The organism is Erwinia sp. AnSW2-5 (genome assembly GCF_045107195.1).
Lineage (GTDB): Bacteria > Pseudomonadota > Gammaproteobacteria > Enterobacterales > Enterobacteriaceae > Erwinia.
Map to the genome: position 1 here is coordinate 406,527 of NZ_JBJGXA010000002.1, position 15,592 is coordinate 422,118.

Here is a 15,592-nt window from a genome sequence, read left to right on the forward strand (position 1 = left end):
GGCCAGATGGATTTCAACAACTACCAATACGTTTTGCCACGGGTAGACGTGGCGGCGTTTTGGAAGCGCGTTAATGATCTTGCTGCCGGGGGTGCGCGTGCATGAAGACAGCAAAAACCTCAATCGCAAATATCGCGACCCACGTGGCGTTATCGTCAAAGTTATTCGGTGGGACAAAGTTAATCAGCAGGTCATCTTCCTGCGCGAAGGGTACCCGCACGAGTGCATGCAGCCGCTTGAGCGCTTCGTTAAGAAATTCACGAGGGTTCTATGAGCGTTAAGTTATCCGCATACGTCTGGGATGGCTGCGCACTGTCTGGCATGAAGCTGACAGAGGTGGTCATCATGGCCCGTCTTGCTGACTGGTGTAACGATGAGGGTGTTTGCTGGCCGAGCGTAGGGACTATTGCCCGTCAGATTGGCGCGGGTGAAAGCACTGTCCGTACAGCTATTGGCAAGCTTCAGAAAGAGGGCTGGTTAAGCCGCCGTCAGCGCCGTCAGGGGAACCGTAACGCATCCAATGTTTATCATCTGAACGTGGCAAAACTGCGTGAAGCGGCCAACAAAGTTCATGCGTCAGAATCTGACACTTCAAAATCTGATGCATCAAAATCTGACACGTCGAAATCTGAGGCCTCAAATTCTGACCCGTCGAATAACTGCCGCGAAACAGGTTTTCACCCGTCAGCATCTGGGGGCGATCCGTTAGTAAATTCAAAACAAGAACCATCAGATAAAAACACTTCTGTCCAACCGCCTTCAGCGGCAGGACGGGATGACAAAATTTCTGAAGAAATCCACGTAACAGACCAGGCGATTCTGGTGCTGAAGCATCTGAACCTGATGACCGGTGCAAAATACACAACGGCCAAAGCCACTCTGGAGAACATCAGGGCGCGTCTGGTCGATGGTCACACCGTCGACGAGCTGAAAACCGTTGTTGAGTACATGTCCGACCGCTGGCTGGGAACCGATTGGGCCAAATACCTGACCCCGCCGACGATATTTCATCCGGCTAAATTCCCGGCGAACCTCCTTGGAGCGCAGGCATGGGAACTGGCAGGTCGCAAAACTGCGCAGAAATCCGAGCCAGTGAACACCGCCGAACGCGACGAAGCATTCAAGCGCCTGGTGGCAAACCCCGGGAAGCCCCGCAACCGAACTGAGGAACTGGCTAAACGCGCAGCTGGCAAGGCTGGCCTTGGCCGGATGAACGAATCGATCGCTCGTAACTCGTGGAAAAGCATCTGGACAGAAGCGGTCAGGAACGCGGCAGAAGAAAACCAGCAGGAGTCAGCATGAATATTCGTGAGATGGCTATCGAGTTTGTTCGCAACAACCCTGGTTGCACGTCAACGCAGATTGCTAACGGCGCTGGGATACCGAAACGCATGATCCAGCCGCTGATGTCGGAACTGTACGTGGAAGAAATCGTTACACGCTATGCACTGAAAGCGCACCCGTTTTACTACCGCATGCCGCTGGAATCCGAGCGCGTCAGCCTGGGTGTGAAATACGACATGCATCGTGGCAGAGCCATTGAGCTTGAGGGCAGAGGCCTTTGGCGGCGTGCTGCACGCGAATGGTTGCTGGCGATGGATGCCACCAAGAACGACGAAGCCCGCGATAAAGCAGCAGCACGACGGGAGCACTGCATCAGTCACGGTCAGCTTGGCATTTCATACGACACGCCTGGCATCGGCGTTGTATCGGTCCCTGAAATCGATCACTGGAGGGACTGGTGATGAAGAAATTGCGTGAGCACTTCACCCGGCACGAAATTTTCTATCACAGCATTCAACTCGCTAGCGTAATGATTTTTCTTCTCTTTCTGGCTCTGGTTATGGAGATGGTAAGCAAATGACTTCACTTTCAGTAGTACATAAAAACCGCGACGAATCTGCAACAGATATCGTCCCACGCAAAACCTATTTTGCAGGGCTGAAAGAGTTCTATGTTGAGCCCGGCTATAACGTTCGCGACATCGATCAGGCGCATGTTGAAGAGTTCCGTGATGCTTTTATTCTCGGTGAAGAAGTCCCGGCGCTGGTGGTTCAGGTCACAGAGCAGGGCTTAAAAATCATCGACGGCCACCATCGTTACTACGGTGCATTGCTGGCAATTGAAGCTGGCCATGAAGTAGCTCGTCTGGAATGCAAAGACGCGAAAGGCTCAGAAGCTGATCGCATTGCATTGATGGTCACCAGCTCGCAGGGGCGTGCGTTACTCCCGCTGGAGCGAGCCGGGGCTTATCAGCGTTTGATGAATCAGGGCTGGACCGAAGCTGAAATTGCGAAAAAAGTAAAACGTTCGGTGGCTGATATTGAGCATCACCTCCAGTTACTTGAAGTAGGCGACACGCTTATCGGCATGGTTCGTTCCGGGGAAGTGGCAGCAACAACGGCAGTATCATTGTCACGTGAACACGGTACTAAAGCTGGCGCAGTAGCAGAAGAGAAGATGGCTGAGGCTAAAGCCGCTGGCAAAAAGAAACTGACCAAAGCTGCTGCTATCCCGCAGTTTAACGCTGGCAAAGCGCGCCGCCTGGTGGAGCTGATGGCAGCATTCGAATTCAGTGATGATGGCTACAAGGCACCTGATGAAATTTATCTTGAGGCAATGGGAATTCTGGCCGAGTACCGCGAGAAGCATGGTGTGCCAGCGCCAACCATCACAGAAGGTGAAACGCTGGAAACCAAACTGCCTCTGTTGAAAGAAGACATCATCAGCCAGAGCGGTGTAACGACCTGGGCATGTGCTGCGGCCGCGTTCGGCGACAAGGCAGAGTTCACATTCAGCGAATCGAAGTACGCGCACACATGGGCCAGCGACTCTTTGGAAAATCCTCAAGTCGTCGTTATCCAAGCAGAGACTATCCACAAAGCCGTTGAGCTGGTGGCCGCTAACACATCCACTGACGGACTGCGCACATGGGTAAACGAGCGCTATTCCGATAAGTTAACACGTGAGGAGATGTTCGAACGTTTCAGTCAGGTGTTCCAAGAGAACCGCAAAGACGTCTCGACAGTTCCTGAGTTCCTGAAACTACTGGAATACACCCTCAGCGCTACCTGGCAGAACATCAGAACATTGAGGGCGGCGGTTAAGTCAGCGATCAACGAGTTTAATGCAGCAGGAGTGCCTCAATGAATTACGGCTCTGTTTGCAGCGGGATAGAAGCGGCAAGCGTGGCATGGGCAGGGCTGGGATGGAAACCAGCCTGGTTCAGCGAGATTGAGAAATTTCCATCTGCTGTACTGGCACAGCGCTGGCCGGAAGTAACCAACCTCGGAGATATGACCAGGATTGCAGCACTGGTTTCAGCAGGTTCAGTAGCTGCACCTGATGTGATGGTAGGCGGGACGCCATGCCAGGCATATTCAATCGCTGGTCATCGTAAAGGCCTCGCAGATGAGCGAGGCAAGTTAACCCTGTCTTATATGGAATTAGCCAATGCTATCGATAACAAGCGCCGCCAAATCGGAAAGAAACCAGCAATCTTCGTGTGGGAGAACGTCACTGGCGTACTCAACAGCCGAGATAACGCGTTCGGGTGCTTCCTGGGAGGGCTTGCAGGTGAAAGCTGTGAATTGCAGCCGGCAGGGGGAAGATGGACGAACGCTGGTTGTGTGTATGGCCCCGAAAGAGTTATCGCCTGGAGAGTTTTCGACGCTCAATATTTCGGACTGGCCCAACGACGCCCGAGAGTGTTCGTTGTCGCAAGTGGTAGAACAGACTTCGATCCTACCAAAGTATTATTTGAGTGCGGTCGCCTGCGCAGGATTGATAGGCCGACAAGAGAGACGCCCGTGCCTGTTTGTCTCACTGCCAGAGGTGCGGGCTCTCTCGATGATCGAGAAACTTACATTGTTGAAGATGGTAGCAGAATCAGGCACCTGACCCCGCTGGAGAATGAGCGGCAGATGGGCTTCCCTGACGATCACACCAGAATCGAATGGAGAGGTAAGTTAGTGGCAGAGTGCCCTGACGGACCTCGCTACAAGGCAATCGGTAACAGCATGCCTGTTGATGTTATGCGGTGGCTAGGTGAAGGAATTGCAGCAGAACTCGCAAAAAATGAAGCGCCTGCCACTAACTGGCAGCGCCCATTCCTGAAGTGGGCTGGCGGCAAATTCTCACTACTCACAACGCTCGATAGCCATATTCCTGCCGGGCTCAGGCTGATAGAGCCATTTGTCGGCGGCGGCTCAGTGTTCATGAATTCCAGCAAACACAGTGAATTCCTGCTTGGTGACGCGAATAGCGACCTGATTAACCTGTATCAGATGCTTGCAGTGGCATCACGGGAAGTAATCCGGCACGCACGCCTTATGTTTGAGCATATGAACGATGCAGAGAGTTATGGGGCGATTCGCAGGGAGTTTAATTCTCAGCGCATGGCTGGGCCGGAACGAGCTGCCTCTTTCCTCTATCTGAACCGGCACTGCTTTAACGGCCTGTGCCGGTACAACCTGGATAATAAATTTAATGTCGGATGGGGGGCGTACCGCGCTCCGTATTTCCCTGAAAAGGAAATCCAGCGATTTGTGGAAATGGCCCACAACTGTGTGTTCATTAATGCAGGCTTCCGGCGAACGCTGTCATTTGCCGGGGCGGGGGATGTGGTTTATTGCGACCCACCTTATGAACCTATGCCCGGAACATCGGGATTCACATCATATTCAGCTGGTGGGTTTACATGGGAGGATCAGGTAGCACTGGCTGAACATTGCGTAGCGGCTCACCAGCGGGGTGCGCGTATTATCATTTCAAACTCTACAGCGCCGCTCATTGTCGAGCTGTATACACAGCATGGCTTCCGGTTGCATGGAGTAAATGGACGGCGCTCAATCAGCAGTAACGGTAGAGGGCGAGAGGATGCAAAAGACCTGGTGGCAACACTATGAAGCTGACACTGCCATTCCCACCCAGCGTTAACGGCTATTGGCGTTCCACTCCGAAGGGAATGCTGATCAGTGCCAGAGGCCGAACCTACCGCACCAACGCTATAGCGTCAGTATGGGAGCAGCTTAAACGCCGCCCTCAGCCGATCACCCACGAAATTGATATCCACGTCATCCTCTATCCACCGACCCGCGCAAAGCGGGATTTGGACAACTTCCAGAAAGCATTATTCGATGGCCTGACACACGCTGGTGTGTGGGCAGACGACAGCCAGATAAAGCGGATGGTAGTGGAGTGGGGCAGCGTGACATGTCACGGCAAGGTGGAAGTAACGATCAATGAATTTCATCGATAAAACAACGTACTTACGTTGCCATGTCGGTGTCGGGATTGTATATTTATACAGTCACTTAGTTACGGTCCGCATTGCAGGCGACCGTAACCACAACAAGCGGAGACAAGTATGAATCAGTTACTCGTAATTGATGGCGTTTCTGTACGCCAGGATAACTCAGGGCGTTACTGCCTGAATGATTTACACCGCGCAGCTGGTGGAGAAGAGCGGCATAAGCCAGCTAACTTTTTCCGGCAAGACAACATCAAAACGCTCTGTGCGGAAATTGACCGTTGCTCAGATTTGAGCATCGGTTGTGTGGAGTCAATTCGCGGTGGTCCCAATCAGGGAACATACGTCAGTAAAGAGCTGGTGTACGCATATGCAATGTGGATCAGCGCCATCTTCAATCTGAAGGTCATCCGAACCTTTGACGCGGTGATGACCGGGCAACATAACATCCAGCGTTCTGACCAGGTGCAGGCGGGGGTGATACTGCTTGAGTCAGCAGCCCGAACGCTTAACTTTTCAAATTCATCAAAGCTGGGTGCTTATCAAAAGCTCCAGGAGTTCGCGGGTCTGCCCAATATGATGCCGTCATACGCGATTGACGCACCGTCAGACTCCGTTGATGGTTCCAGCCGTCCGACGATGGCACTCACCACCCTGTTACAGCGTCATAATCTCGGCCTGAGTACTAACGAGGCATTCAATCGCCTTAAGCATGCTGGCATCGTTGAGCGCCGTTCCCGCCCCAGCACATCACCAAAAGCTCGTAATGGTCAGAAACAGTTCTGGTCGGTCACTTCACGTGGGATGCTGTTTGGAAAGAACATCACAAGCCCCGGCAATCCGAGAGAGACACAGCCTCATTTCTTCGAAACGAAAGTGCAGGAACTGATCCGCATTATTGTTTCATCCAGCGCAGCATAGCGGGGTAATGATGAGAGCATTACTAAAACCCTGCATTCAGCCCGATCTGGGGATTGTGCTGTTACGCCCAGGCAGTGAGTTGATGTCGCTGTTCCGTTCGCGCCGGGTGCTTATCAGTACTGAGCCACATCACATGCACAACCTGCCATCGGGGAAACTTGCTGAAGCAGAACAACCGTTACTGGATCACCCAGGCATGTTGGCGTTCTTTACTCATGAACGCGTTATCAGTGCGGCTGGTGGCATTAACGTACTGGAAGAACACCTGATGCGGGGTAAAGGCTGCCAGTGGAAAGGAGACTGGCATTCATCGGATCACACAACTCTGCGCACCGGGAACGGTGCTGTACGGCTTTGCTATCACTGCGACAACCAGTTGAGGGAAGTTGAACCCTCTCCTGTGATGCTGGATATAGCGGCGCGTAATACAGCACTGTGGGTGATCGAAAAGGCGCGTTCTGCGTTCATGCTGCCGGAAGCGCATCAAATAACGTTACCTGAGCTGTGCTGGTGGGCTGCAACAAAGAGCGTAACAGACCTGATGCCAGAGAACGCGGCGCGGCAGGTGCTGAAACTCCCCGATGAAAAGCCATTAGCCGGTACGCTTAAGGAGTCGCGAATCAGGCCAGAGCCGTCAGTAGTCCGCATTCTTGAAGAGCAGGCAAAGCAGGTGCTGGAAATGGCTATCGACCCTGAGACGCCGGAAACCTACATGCTGCGCCCAAAGCGCCGCCGCTGGAGCAATGAGAAGTACACGCAGTGGGTAAAGGCTCAGCCGTGCCTGTGTTGCGGTAAGCAGGCCGACGACCCACATCACCTGATCGGATACGGCCAGGGTGGAATGGGAACCAAAGCGCATGACTTATTCGTGTTGCCGCTATGCAGAGCGCATCACGATGAACTTCATGCGGATGCACGTGCGTTTGAGGCGAAGTATGGCACTCAGCCGGAACTGATCATTCGCACGCTCGACAGAGCCCTGGCACTTGGCGTTATTGCCACGGGAAAGAAAAATAGCGGAGACAAGAATGCGTAATATGAAATACATCCTGGAGTGCTGGGGAGGTTGGGCCGCGTCAGAAGGTGCTGGCGTTGACTATTCATCAATAGCAGCCGGGTTTAAAGGCTTGTTGCCAGCCGATTCAAATCAGCGGCCATCACTCACGGATCACGATGGCATCATCATCGACAGTTGCATAGCGAAGCTAAAGAAGTTCAAACCGGAAGAGTACGATCTGGTAGTAGCCCACTATCGCTACAACATCTCGCTGAGAACTATCGCGCGCCGTCGGCATTGTTCAGATGGCACCATCAGAAAAGAGATGCAGACGGCTGAAGGTTTCATTGGAGGTGTGCTTTGCATGTTGGAAGTTAAATTAGAAATAGATTGCCGATAATATTATAGGCTGGTATTTATACCTAGGTCACTGAATACTAAGTTAAGGTCTTTTAAGTATCCAGGGAGCGGCCAAGATTTAGTAAGTTGGTCGCTGTCTAAGGTGCTTGCTAAGTGGTATAAAAACAACACTGATGGTTGTCCGAATAGTGAATTTTCTGAAGAGCGATTGCGAATTCTTGATTTTAAAAATTTCTTTTTATGAATTAGCTCTTCCACTTTATTGAAAGTGTCTTCATTAATGAAGTTCTTATATTCATCTAGGATGTGAAAATTTGTTGCATCATCCGAATGAACATGTTCTTCACCAATATAAGCTTTGTACAATTCCACTAATGAACATAAGAACTCATTTCTTCCTTTATTCGTTATATAAAGTAATTCCATTGTTGAGCAAAAAAGGTCATCTGTGGTTTCCATGAGCGCCATGCTGCGGGCGATATGGCGTTCAGCTGCTTTAGGAACCACACCAACAGGCTTGTAAATGTTATCATGAACTAGCTCTGCATAAGCATGCTGCAACAATGTTCTTATCTGTACCTCACAGCAGGCTTCTGTTGTTATGGTAATGTTGTTAACTGTAAATTCTTCTTTAGGTCTTACTTCGTAATGCTTAGATTGATAATCAAATATTTTAGGATTTGTTTCGATGTCAGATAGATAGTCTTTTGAAACAACAGAAGAAAATTCTGATATTGACTCTAACGCACTACAAACAATATCAATATCAGAAGATAGAAGTACAACGAAGCGTGTCCCTACTAAATCTGTCATCTGTATTACAGGGTTTTCGTAACCTTTCCTGGCAACTTTTCCAATCGCTGACTTAATATCTTTAACTCTTGGTTCAACAGGAATTTTCAGAAAACCCTTAAGATGTTTGCTATCGGTTGCTGCCATAATAGCCTTTTGAATTTCAGAGGAAACAACATCTCCCCAAGCTGCATGCATGGGGTGGTTATCTATTAAATACCTGTGAAATTCATTAAGTTCCATTACTCTTGCCTCGAAAGTTTACCATTTATCTTTAATATTGTACTATCATTTTCAGTATTGGGAAGTATTTCAACCAATGTTTTTAGTTCATCCGGAGGAACTGATATCCATATGTCATTTGTGAATACCAATTTATTTCTTCTTCTTAGTTTATTGGAAATAAACTCAATGTCTTTGTTGAAGGATATGGTTGGGAGTTGCTTGGATGCCATCATTCTTGTATAATTTTCCCGAATGTCTTCGGGTATGCTTTCGCTGGCAAAAGTCGTTATGTTGATTGTTGCTTTATTAGACCTAAGTTCTGATCTCAAAGCTTCATGTAAATCTAGTTTTTTCTCCTCAGTGATATCTGAATGATTTATGAAGAAACACGTATTCTCATAAAAATCCTGAGTGAGTTTTTTTGATGACTTATTTATATCCATACCCAGGAATCTATTGTAGAAATATGCTGCTGCTTTCTTTGTATCAGTTGAAGACATCAAATGGTCAAACAGGAATGCTCGGAATAGCTCAGGGTTGTAATTCCCTACGCCATCTGCTTGTGCGGGGGATTTTTCAATAACGAAGCCAACCTTATAAAATTTTTGAGTTGGAGTAAGTAGTAACTCTGAAATGTATTCCATGGAAAGCTGTATAGCATTCTCTGTAGTTCTAAATCCTGATTGAGTTTCTGCTTTTATAACACATACGAATGGGAGCTGGTCTTCACCTACTGACCCAGACATTACCGTTAGAATACCACCAGGCGCACCGCTTCCTTGCTGAGCTTCGGTAAGTTTATTGGCAAATCGTTTACTTACTTGGATAAACGTAGCATCGTCTGAATGCATCGTAGAAGCGGAAAGATTCAAAAAACTATCAGCCACTGCTGCATTGATTGACATCTCAATCCCATGAGATTTTGCAGCTAAGGCTTCAGTAATCCTCATTTGCAATACATCAAGCGCATCTTGATCGAATGCCAGCAGCTGCTGACTGAGTTTGGCAGGAGTCATAGTTTTATCATTAGCACGAGGAAAAATCCTATGCGCAATGATTCTTTGTATAGTCAAGCCTTCAAAAGAAAAATTGATTCCCGACATCATTAAATTCCCTTATGAGTTTTTTTATTTCTAGAGAATACGTAAATGGTTATGCGTACGCAATCGATATTGTAACGTGGTAAGAGTGGTCACTTCGACACAACGCTTACATCATAAGATTCCAGCCTCGGCACCCGCCGGGGCTTTTTTTATCCCTTTATTCTTCACACACAGCACCACGGCGCAGCCGGAGGTGAGCATGAGTATCGATATGAGCAAAGTAGCCAGTGGCGTCGTATATGGCGCATCAGCGGGGACGGTTGCCAACAGCATCCTTACTCGTTACAGCCCTGACGAATGGAGCGCCATTGGCATCATAGGCGGTCTGGTTATCGCTGCTCTGGGTTTAGTGGTGACAGCTTTTTTCAAATGGCGAGACCACAAAGCTTTAAAGCGGGCGCTCGAAACGAAAGGGTATGCAGCAGCACTTAACTTCAATAAGGAGTAATCATGGCTATCTCAACTGCGCTGCGTAACAAGCTCATTGCTGCCGCAGGCGGTGGAGCGATGATGATTGCAACTGTATTCCTTGGCGGCAGAGACGGTGTAGAGGGAAGGGTATACACCCCTTACAAGGACGTTGTTGGCGTCTGGACTGTCTGCGACGGTCACACCGGATTAGATATCGTGAAGGGTAAGACCTACACCAACCGGGAATGTGACCAGCTGCTTTGGAAGGACCTCCAGCCAGTAAAAAAAGTGGTCGATGGAAAAGTTAAAGTCCCACTCAGCGAGTTCAAACGTGCTGCGCTTTACAGTTTCACGTTTAACGTTGGAACGGATGCTTTCTCAAAGTCCACTTTGCTTAGAAAGCTTAACGCAGGGGATCACGTTGGTGCCTGTGATGAAATGCGCCGTTGGGTTTATGCCGGTGGAATGAAGTGGAAAGGGTTGCTGAACCGCCGGGATATGGAACGTTCACTTTGCCTTGCGGAGAGTGCTGATGACCTGGCTGGTAAGTAACTGGCGTTTTGTACTCGTAGCTGGGCTGATTTTATTGTGCGTTGGCATGGCTAAGTTAGCCAGCTACTACCACGATGAGTATGCCGGGCAGGTAAGTGCAAATCAGCAGCTCAAGCACGACAACGATACGCAGGGAGCTGTTATCGCCACCCAGGCTCTCCAGTTTAACCGCTTTAACGAGATAGCCGCCCAGCAGCAGCAATACGCTGTGACGCTCACAGGCAAAGCCCAGGAGAAAGAAATTGAATACCGGACGATCCTCAGGTTTGAGCCGACCTGTGCTCTGCCTGTGCCTGCTGCTATCGCTGGCAGGCTGCTCGACTACGCGAACCGTTTACGTGCCAGCGCAATGCACGCCGATCCCGGCATCACTGACCGCGCCAGTTCTGGTACCGCTGCCGCCAGCACCCTGACTTACTGTCAGGCAGTGCTGTGGATTGACCAGCTGCTGACGGCTATTGAGCAAGCTAACAATCAGTTAGATTCCATACGAGCTATTGAATCAGAAATAAACAATAAGTTAGAGTAGTATTTTTAATCATTATTAAATAGTATAGCCACCTTTAAAGTATGCTAGAGGTGAATATGGCCATTCCTGAATGGATTGTGATTACTATCATGATTTTGTTGTCCGTAGGAATTTTGAGTTTCATGATGTATGTTATAATTGAAATTATCAATGGAACATTGAAAGGAACATTAAAAAAGAAACTATACAAAGGACTGGTTCACGATGATTTAAATCTTTCAGATTTTAAAAATCTACAATTAAATCTCAACTTGAGTGATAGAAATGTCCATTCAGCCTTAATTAATATGAAGTCAGAATTAGATTTTAGTGAGGATGAAAGGCGAAGTGTATTGAAGCCTAAGTTAGATGTGTTGATAAAGGAATTTAATGATAATAAACCATTCAGTGAGCTTCCTAGTGGATTGGTTGAGCCATTGACTAACGCTAAGTCAAATTCATCTGAGCCAAAAGTTATAGACGATTTATCAGAAAAAATATTGATCCATCTTAAAAGACAAAAAAGAAGTGATTTCTTGATAAAACTTGCAACATATATAGGTTTATTTTTAGGTTTTATAGGAACCGCCTCAAATTTCCTAAAGTGATTTAATATATTAACAATTTAACCGCCTACGGGCGGTTTTTTTTATGGAGTCAGGATGCCACCCAGAACCCCAGAGCCTGCCGTAAGCGCGGTTGCCGTACGACCACTATCAATGCCAGCGGCTATTGTGACGAACACAAAGGCGAAGGATGGGAAGCATACGAACCCAGTAGGTTGAAGGCCATGATACTTTAGGCGCTAATCAACTAGGGCAGTTCTGCTGACAGTGCGAAGAAGAACCGTTAGCTGTCAGCATCACAAGGCCCATGTGCGAGTGGGCCTGATGATGATCTATTTATTGATGAACCCGTTTATTACCCAACCGATCAAGCGGATAACTGTGTAGACAACGGAACACGCAAAAGCTACTACCAAGATGTGAGTTATAGAAATGCCGCCGTACGTGCTACTAACTGCTTGGTGTATTAGTGCTCCAGCGAAAAGCACAAAAACCACAAGTGCTGCCAATAGCCCAGCCCTGTGAAAACCATTGCTGATTCTGTTCTTCATGATAAGTGTCATTAAGTTGAAAGCGATAATATTACGACAAGCAATAACGCTTTGCTATGCTGTGAAGCTATGCGAAACAGAATTGACGATATCGTCAATTAAAACAATGGTTTACAATGAAATTGCGATGTGCTTATATAATGTTTCAACCTACCGGGAGAGCATCCATGTCACAGTCAAAGTTAGCAAAGTTCCTTGATCTTACGGACGAACAGCTTGAAGAATTTGGTATTGATGAAGATTCAATTCATGAAGATTCGGGCAACTCTGGCGATATGGTTTATTCCTACTATTTCAATGTTCCTGAAGATATGGACAAAGAAATACTCGAAGAGAAAGGTTGGCGCATAGGAGATCGTATTGAACTACCAATTTGGTTATTTGATAAACCAGACTCTCCTGAAGAAGAGTAAACATAACCGCCTACGGGCGGTTTTTTATTGGAGCAAACATGCCACCCAGAACCCCAAGAGCCTGCCGTAAGCGCGGTTGTCGTGCGACCACTATCAATGCTGGCGGCTATTGTGACGAACACAAGGGCGAAGGATGGGCAGCATACAAACCCGGCCAGGACAGGCACCAGCGAGGCTATGGTACTGACTGGGAGGCACTACGAGTCGTCGTCCTTAAGCGCGACAATCATCTCTGCCAGGAGTGCCTGAAAGAAGGTGTTGCACGTCAGGCTAAGACAGTCGATCACATCATCCCCAAGGCACGCGGCGGCGGTGATGACCCGAGAAATCTCCAGTCCCTCTGCTGGCCGCATCACCATGCGAAGACCGCGAAAGAGAGATGTAAATGAGAATTGTTATCATTAATGGGGAATCAGCATCATTTTGGTGCAAAAATTTAACGATTCATAGGGGAGGGGCGGGTCAAATTTCTGGAGCGCCTTGCCCTCCGTACTGCCCGCCCCGTCGAATTTTTACGCGTGAGAAATAAGAAATCTTTTTTCGACGTTTTTTAACATTTGAGGCGACCAATGGCGACGGCAATGAGAGCTGCTGGTGGGGGCCGAAAACAGAATCTGCCTGCCAAAAATAAAAGCAGCCTGACCCGGATCGCCCCTCCTGAAGAATTACTGAGTGATACAGCGATCCGCTTATGGAAAACGCAGAGCAAAATATTAATTGCGCGTGGCACATTTGAACTTGAAGACGCTCCGCTCCTCCTGGCGTACTGCAACACCTTTCATCTGATGATTACCGCAGAAAAAGTGATAACAAAGCAGGCTGAAACGGATTTGAAAAACTTCGGTCTGGCTGACATCGGTGGGACTGGTGGGCTAAAAAAACATCCAGCGGTATCCGTTCGTAACGACTGCGTTTCTCAACTGGCGCGGCTGGGCTCACTGCTCGGCCTTGATCCTCTCAGCCGAATAAGAATGACAGGGGGAGGAGGTCAGGAGGAAGAAGAGAACGAATTTAATGAGTTTTAGATATGGCGACATACCCGAACGTCAATGCAGCAAATCAGTATGCACGGGATGTGGTCAGCGGAAAGGTAATCGCGGGGCAGTATGTTATCGCAGCGTGCCAGCGGCATTTAAACGATCTGGAATTAGCGAAAGATAAATCCTGGCCATATCGTTTTGATAAAGATAAAGCGGAGAGAACCTGCAAGTTCATTGGGCTGATGCCTCACACGAAAGGTGAGTGGGCCCGACGAAAACAGAAAATTAAATTAGAGCCCTGGCAGCAGTTCATTTTTGCTGTGGGCTTCGGCTGGCTGAAGAAGAAAAACAAGCTTCGCCGTTTTAATGAGATTTATGTTGAGGTTCCCCGTAAGAACGGGAAGTCACTCATTGCCGCTGGCGTGGGCAACTACATGTTCTGTGCCGATGGTGAGTTTGGTGCAGAAGTCTACTGTGGCGCAGTAACAGAAAAACAGGCATGGAAGGTGTTTGAACCCGCTTTGCTGATGGTTCAGAAGCTTCCTTCTCTGCGGAAACACTTTTCAATAAAGCCCTGGGCAAAAAAAATGACCCGGCCGGATGGCTCTGTTTTTGAGCCGGTAATTGGGGACCCGGGTGATGGTGACTCACCATCCTGCGCAATCATTGATGAGTATCATGAGCACGCAACAGACGCGCTCTATACCACGATGACGACAGGGATGGGGTCGCGCACTCAGCCGATGACGCTGATTATCACTACAGCCGGTTTTGATATGCAGTCTCCGTGTTACGAGAAGCGCACGCAGATAGTGGAAATACTTGATGGTGTTCGCAGTGGTGGCGAAAGCGATCACATCTTCGGTGTTATTTATACGCTTGATAAAGACGACGACTGGACAAAGCCTGAAGCACTGGCAAAGGCTAATCCAAATATCGGTATTTCCATCGACCCAGATTTTTTAAGGGCAAAGCAGCAGCTGGCTATATCCACACCTAGTCAGACGAACAAGATTAAGACGAAACATTTCAATATTTGGGTAACGGCTAAATCCGCTTACTACAACATGGAGAAATGGAAAGCTGCGGCCGATCCCTCTCTCACCCTGGAGCAGTTCTATGGTGAAGAGTGTTATCTGGGTATCGACCTTGCGTCGAAGCTTGACCTTAACTGTGCCTGCCCTGTTTTCATGCGTGAGATCGATGGGAAAAAACATTATTACTGCGTAGGTGCAAAGTTCTGGGCCCCCGAAGAAACCATTTATTCGACAGATACCCAGTTAAAACGTACAGCTGAACGCTATCAGAACTTTGTTAATCAGAATCGTTTAGTACCGACTGAAGGTGCTGAGGTTGATAACCGCCTTATTTTTGAATCGATAGTGTCTTTGAATGAGAAAGTTAAGGTGGTTTCTTCTCCAATCGATCCACATGGCGCCACAAGCCTGTCCCATCAGCTCAATGATGAAGGCTTGAGCCCGGTCACCATCATCCAGAACTACACAAATATGAGCGATCCTATGCGTGAAATTGAGGCGGCGCTTGCCGCTGGTCGTTTTCATCACGATGGAAACCCGGTCATGCAGTGGTGTATGACGAACGTGATCGGGAAATATATCCCGGGTAGTGATGATGTGGTGAGGCCAACAAAGCAGGGTGATGAAAATAAAATTGATGGTGCAGTCGCACTGATCATGGCAATCGGACGGGCAATGCTTAACGACTCAGACAGAACCTTATCCAACCATATCGAATCCCACGGCATCCGTTCACTTTAACTGAGGCAATTATGCTCATGATGATAATCACCCCACTGATCGGGGTGCTGGGGGCTATTTTGCTCTCTTCCGGTGTGTGGATGATCTATCACCCTGCCGGATATATCGCGGGAGGCCTGCTGTGCCTATTGTGGTCATGGCTCGCAGCACGATTTTTATCTACGCAGAAAAAAAACGTCGCAGG

Annotated in this window: 19 protein-coding genes and 1 pseudogene; 18 read left to right on the forward strand and 2 right to left on the reverse strand. The window is 48.5% G+C overall.

Annotated features, from left to right (window positions below; translation table 11 throughout):
* Positions 1-73 precede the first annotated feature (73 nt).
* The 9 genes from ACFL9S_RS03520 (at position 74) to ACFL9S_RS03560 (ending at position 7,569) form a co-directional block, all read left to right on the forward strand.
* Complete coding sequence (locus ACFL9S_RS03520) at positions 74-274, forward strand: DUF4222 domain-containing protein (protein WP_405260296.1); 201 nt, start codon at positions 74-76, stop codon at positions 272-274.
* The gene (locus ACFL9S_RS03525) at positions 271-1,302 is read left to right on the forward strand and encodes a conserved phage C-terminal domain-containing protein (RefSeq protein ID WP_405260297.1); all 1,032 of its coding nucleotides are present in this window, start codon (positions 271-273) and stop codon (positions 1,300-1,302) included. Before ACFL9S_RS03520 ends, ACFL9S_RS03525 begins: the two co-directional genes overlap by 4 nt.
* Complete coding sequence (locus ACFL9S_RS03530; RefSeq protein WP_405260298.1) at positions 1,299-1,745, forward strand: PerC family transcriptional regulator; 447 nt, start codon at positions 1,299-1,301, stop codon at positions 1,743-1,745. The genes ACFL9S_RS03525 and ACFL9S_RS03530 overlap by 4 nt, the downstream gene beginning before the upstream one ends.
* Before the next feature lie 115 nt (positions 1,746-1,860).
* Positions 1,861-3,150 (forward strand): ParB/RepB/Spo0J family partition protein, encoded by a 1,290-nt coding sequence (locus ACFL9S_RS03535; RefSeq protein ID WP_405260299.1) that lies wholly within the window; start codon positions 1,861-1,863, stop codon positions 3,148-3,150.
* Positions 3,147-4,907 (forward strand): Dam family site-specific DNA-(adenine-N6)-methyltransferase, encoded by a 1,761-nt coding sequence (locus ACFL9S_RS03540; RefSeq protein ID WP_405260300.1) that lies wholly within the window; start codon positions 3,147-3,149, stop codon positions 4,905-4,907. The genes ACFL9S_RS03535 and ACFL9S_RS03540 overlap by 4 nt, the downstream gene beginning before the upstream one ends.
* Positions 4,904-5,260 carry a RusA family crossover junction endodeoxyribonuclease gene (locus ACFL9S_RS03545; RefSeq protein ID WP_405260301.1) on the forward strand — a complete coding sequence of 119 codons (357 nt, stop codon included), beginning with the start codon at positions 4,904-4,906 and terminating at the stop codon, positions 5,258-5,260. Before ACFL9S_RS03540 ends, ACFL9S_RS03545 begins: the two co-directional genes overlap by 4 nt.
* A 108-nt stretch (positions 5,261-5,368) precedes the next feature.
* Complete coding sequence (locus ACFL9S_RS03550) at positions 5,369-6,172, forward strand: KilA-N domain-containing protein (RefSeq protein ID WP_405260302.1); 804 nt, start codon at positions 5,369-5,371, stop codon at positions 6,170-6,172.
* A gap of 10 nt (positions 6,173-6,182) precedes the next feature.
* The gene (locus ACFL9S_RS03555) at positions 6,183-7,208 is read left to right on the forward strand and encodes a DUF968 domain-containing protein (protein WP_405260367.1); all 1,026 of its coding nucleotides are present in this window, start codon (positions 6,183-6,185) and stop codon (positions 7,206-7,208) included.
* On the forward strand, positions 7,201-7,569 hold the full coding sequence (locus tag ACFL9S_RS03560; RefSeq protein ID WP_405260303.1) for an antiterminator Q family protein: 369 nt from the start codon (positions 7,201-7,203) through the stop codon (positions 7,567-7,569). Before ACFL9S_RS03555 ends, ACFL9S_RS03560 begins: the two co-directional genes overlap by 8 nt.
* A gap of 2 nt (positions 7,570-7,571) precedes the next feature.
* Here the strand turns inward: ACFL9S_RS03560 and ACFL9S_RS03565 are convergent, their stop codons facing one another.
* Positions 7,572-8,564, reverse strand: coding sequence for a GTP pyrophosphokinase family protein (locus tag ACFL9S_RS03565; RefSeq protein WP_405260304.1), 993 nt, complete (start codon positions 8,562-8,564; stop codon positions 7,572-7,574).
* Positions 8,564-9,652, reverse strand: a complete 1,089-nt coding sequence (locus ACFL9S_RS03570; RefSeq protein WP_405260305.1) for a nucleoid-associated protein — start codon at positions 9,650-9,652, stop codon at positions 8,564-8,566. The genes ACFL9S_RS03565 and ACFL9S_RS03570 overlap by 1 nt, the downstream gene beginning before the upstream one ends.
* A 196-nt stretch (positions 9,653-9,848) precedes the next feature.
* Here ACFL9S_RS03570 and ACFL9S_RS03575 point away from each other — a divergent pair, with 196 nt between their 5' ends.
* The 9 genes and pseudogenes from ACFL9S_RS03575 to ACFL9S_RS03615 all read left to right on the forward strand — a co-directional run bounded on the left by ACFL9S_RS03575 (position 9,849) and on the right by ACFL9S_RS03615 (position 15,408).
* Positions 9,849-10,097: a phage holin gene (locus ACFL9S_RS03575; protein ID WP_062748929.1), complete on the forward strand. Its 249-nt coding sequence runs from the start codon at positions 9,849-9,851 to the stop codon at positions 10,095-10,097.
* 2 nt (positions 10,098-10,099) lie between these two features.
* Positions 10,100-10,612 carry a lysozyme gene (locus tag ACFL9S_RS03580; RefSeq protein ID WP_405260306.1) on the forward strand — a complete coding sequence of 171 codons (513 nt, stop codon included), beginning with the start codon at positions 10,100-10,102 and terminating at the stop codon, positions 10,610-10,612.
* Complete coding sequence (locus tag ACFL9S_RS03585) at positions 10,593-11,141, forward strand: hypothetical protein (protein ID WP_405260307.1); 549 nt, start codon at positions 10,593-10,595, stop codon at positions 11,139-11,141. Before ACFL9S_RS03580 ends, ACFL9S_RS03585 begins: the two co-directional genes overlap by 20 nt.
* Positions 11,142-11,197: 56 nt before the next feature.
* Positions 11,198-11,728: a hypothetical protein gene (locus ACFL9S_RS03590; protein ID WP_405260308.1), complete on the forward strand. Its 531-nt coding sequence runs from the start codon at positions 11,198-11,200 to the stop codon at positions 11,726-11,728.
* 54 nt (positions 11,729-11,782) lie between these two features.
* A pseudogene (locus tag ACFL9S_RS03595) lies at positions 11,783-11,901 on the forward strand (HNH endonuclease); the annotation flags it as partial.
* A 503-nt stretch (positions 11,902-12,404) separates the two neighbouring features.
* Positions 12,405-12,650: a hypothetical protein gene (locus ACFL9S_RS03600; RefSeq protein WP_405260309.1), complete on the forward strand. Its 246-nt coding sequence runs from the start codon at positions 12,405-12,407 to the stop codon at positions 12,648-12,650.
* Positions 12,651-12,688: 38 nt separating this feature from the next.
* On the forward strand, positions 12,689-13,039 hold the full coding sequence (locus ACFL9S_RS03605) for an HNH endonuclease (RefSeq protein WP_405260310.1): 351 nt from the start codon (positions 12,689-12,691) through the stop codon (positions 13,037-13,039).
* 180 nt (positions 13,040-13,219) lie between these two features.
* The gene (locus ACFL9S_RS03610; RefSeq protein ID WP_405260311.1) at positions 13,220-13,675 is read left to right on the forward strand and encodes a P27 family phage terminase small subunit; all 456 of its coding nucleotides are present in this window, start codon (positions 13,220-13,222) and stop codon (positions 13,673-13,675) included.
* A 2-nt stretch (positions 13,676-13,677) separates the two neighbouring features.
* Positions 13,678-15,408 carry a terminase large subunit gene (locus ACFL9S_RS03615; RefSeq protein WP_167864528.1) on the forward strand — a complete coding sequence of 577 codons (1,731 nt, stop codon included), beginning with the start codon at positions 13,678-13,680 and terminating at the stop codon, positions 15,406-15,408.
* Positions 15,409-15,592 lie beyond the last annotated feature (184 nt).

What these genes read in the sequence shown, in the direction of transcription:
- ACFL9S_RS03520 (WP_405260296.1), top strand. Translation starts at nt 74, where the DNA reads ATGATCTTGCTGCCGGGGGTGCGCGTGCATGAAGACAGCAAAAACCTC.
- ACFL9S_RS03525 (WP_405260297.1), top strand. Translation starts at nt 271, where the DNA reads ATGAGCGTTAAGTTATCCGCATACGTCTGGGATGGCTGCGCACTGTCT.
- ACFL9S_RS03530 (WP_405260298.1), top strand. Translation starts at nt 1,299, where the DNA reads ATGAATATTCGTGAGATGGCTATCGAGTTTGTTCGCAACAACCCTGGT.
- ACFL9S_RS03535 (WP_405260299.1), top strand. Translation starts at nt 1,861, where the DNA reads ATGACTTCACTTTCAGTAGTACATAAAAACCGCGACGAATCTGCAACA.
- ACFL9S_RS03540 (WP_405260300.1), top strand. Translation starts at nt 3,147, where the DNA reads ATGAATTACGGCTCTGTTTGCAGCGGGATAGAAGCGGCAAGCGTGGCA.
- ACFL9S_RS03545 (WP_405260301.1), top strand. Translation starts at nt 4,904, where the DNA reads ATGAAGCTGACACTGCCATTCCCACCCAGCGTTAACGGCTATTGGCGT.
- ACFL9S_RS03550 (WP_405260302.1), top strand. Translation starts at nt 5,369, where the DNA reads ATGAATCAGTTACTCGTAATTGATGGCGTTTCTGTACGCCAGGATAAC.
- ACFL9S_RS03555 (WP_405260367.1), top strand. Translation starts at nt 6,183, where the DNA reads ATGAGAGCATTACTAAAACCCTGCATTCAGCCCGATCTGGGGATTGTG.
- ACFL9S_RS03560 (WP_405260303.1), top strand. Translation starts at nt 7,201, where the DNA reads ATGCGTAATATGAAATACATCCTGGAGTGCTGGGGAGGTTGGGCCGCG.
- ACFL9S_RS03565 (WP_405260304.1), bottom strand. Translation starts at nt 8,564, where the DNA reads ATGGAACTTAATGAATTTCACAGGTATTTAATAGATAACCACCCCATG.
- ACFL9S_RS03570 (WP_405260305.1), bottom strand. Translation starts at nt 9,652, where the DNA reads ATGATGTCGGGAATCAATTTTTCTTTTGAAGGCTTGACTATACAAAGA.
- ACFL9S_RS03575 (WP_062748929.1), top strand. Translation starts at nt 9,849, where the DNA reads ATGAGTATCGATATGAGCAAAGTAGCCAGTGGCGTCGTATATGGCGCA.
- ACFL9S_RS03580 (WP_405260306.1), top strand. Translation starts at nt 10,100, where the DNA reads ATGGCTATCTCAACTGCGCTGCGTAACAAGCTCATTGCTGCCGCAGGC.
- ACFL9S_RS03585 (WP_405260307.1), top strand. Translation starts at nt 10,593, where the DNA reads ATGACCTGGCTGGTAAGTAACTGGCGTTTTGTACTCGTAGCTGGGCTG.
- ACFL9S_RS03590 (WP_405260308.1), top strand. Translation starts at nt 11,198, where the DNA reads ATGGCCATTCCTGAATGGATTGTGATTACTATCATGATTTTGTTGTCC.
- ACFL9S_RS03600 (WP_405260309.1), top strand. Translation starts at nt 12,405, where the DNA reads ATGTCACAGTCAAAGTTAGCAAAGTTCCTTGATCTTACGGACGAACAG.
- ACFL9S_RS03605 (WP_405260310.1), top strand. Translation starts at nt 12,689, where the DNA reads ATGCCACCCAGAACCCCAAGAGCCTGCCGTAAGCGCGGTTGTCGTGCG.
- ACFL9S_RS03610 (WP_405260311.1), top strand. Translation starts at nt 13,220, where the DNA reads ATGGCGACGGCAATGAGAGCTGCTGGTGGGGGCCGAAAACAGAATCTG.
- ACFL9S_RS03615 (WP_167864528.1), top strand. Translation starts at nt 13,678, where the DNA reads ATGGCGACATACCCGAACGTCAATGCAGCAAATCAGTATGCACGGGAT.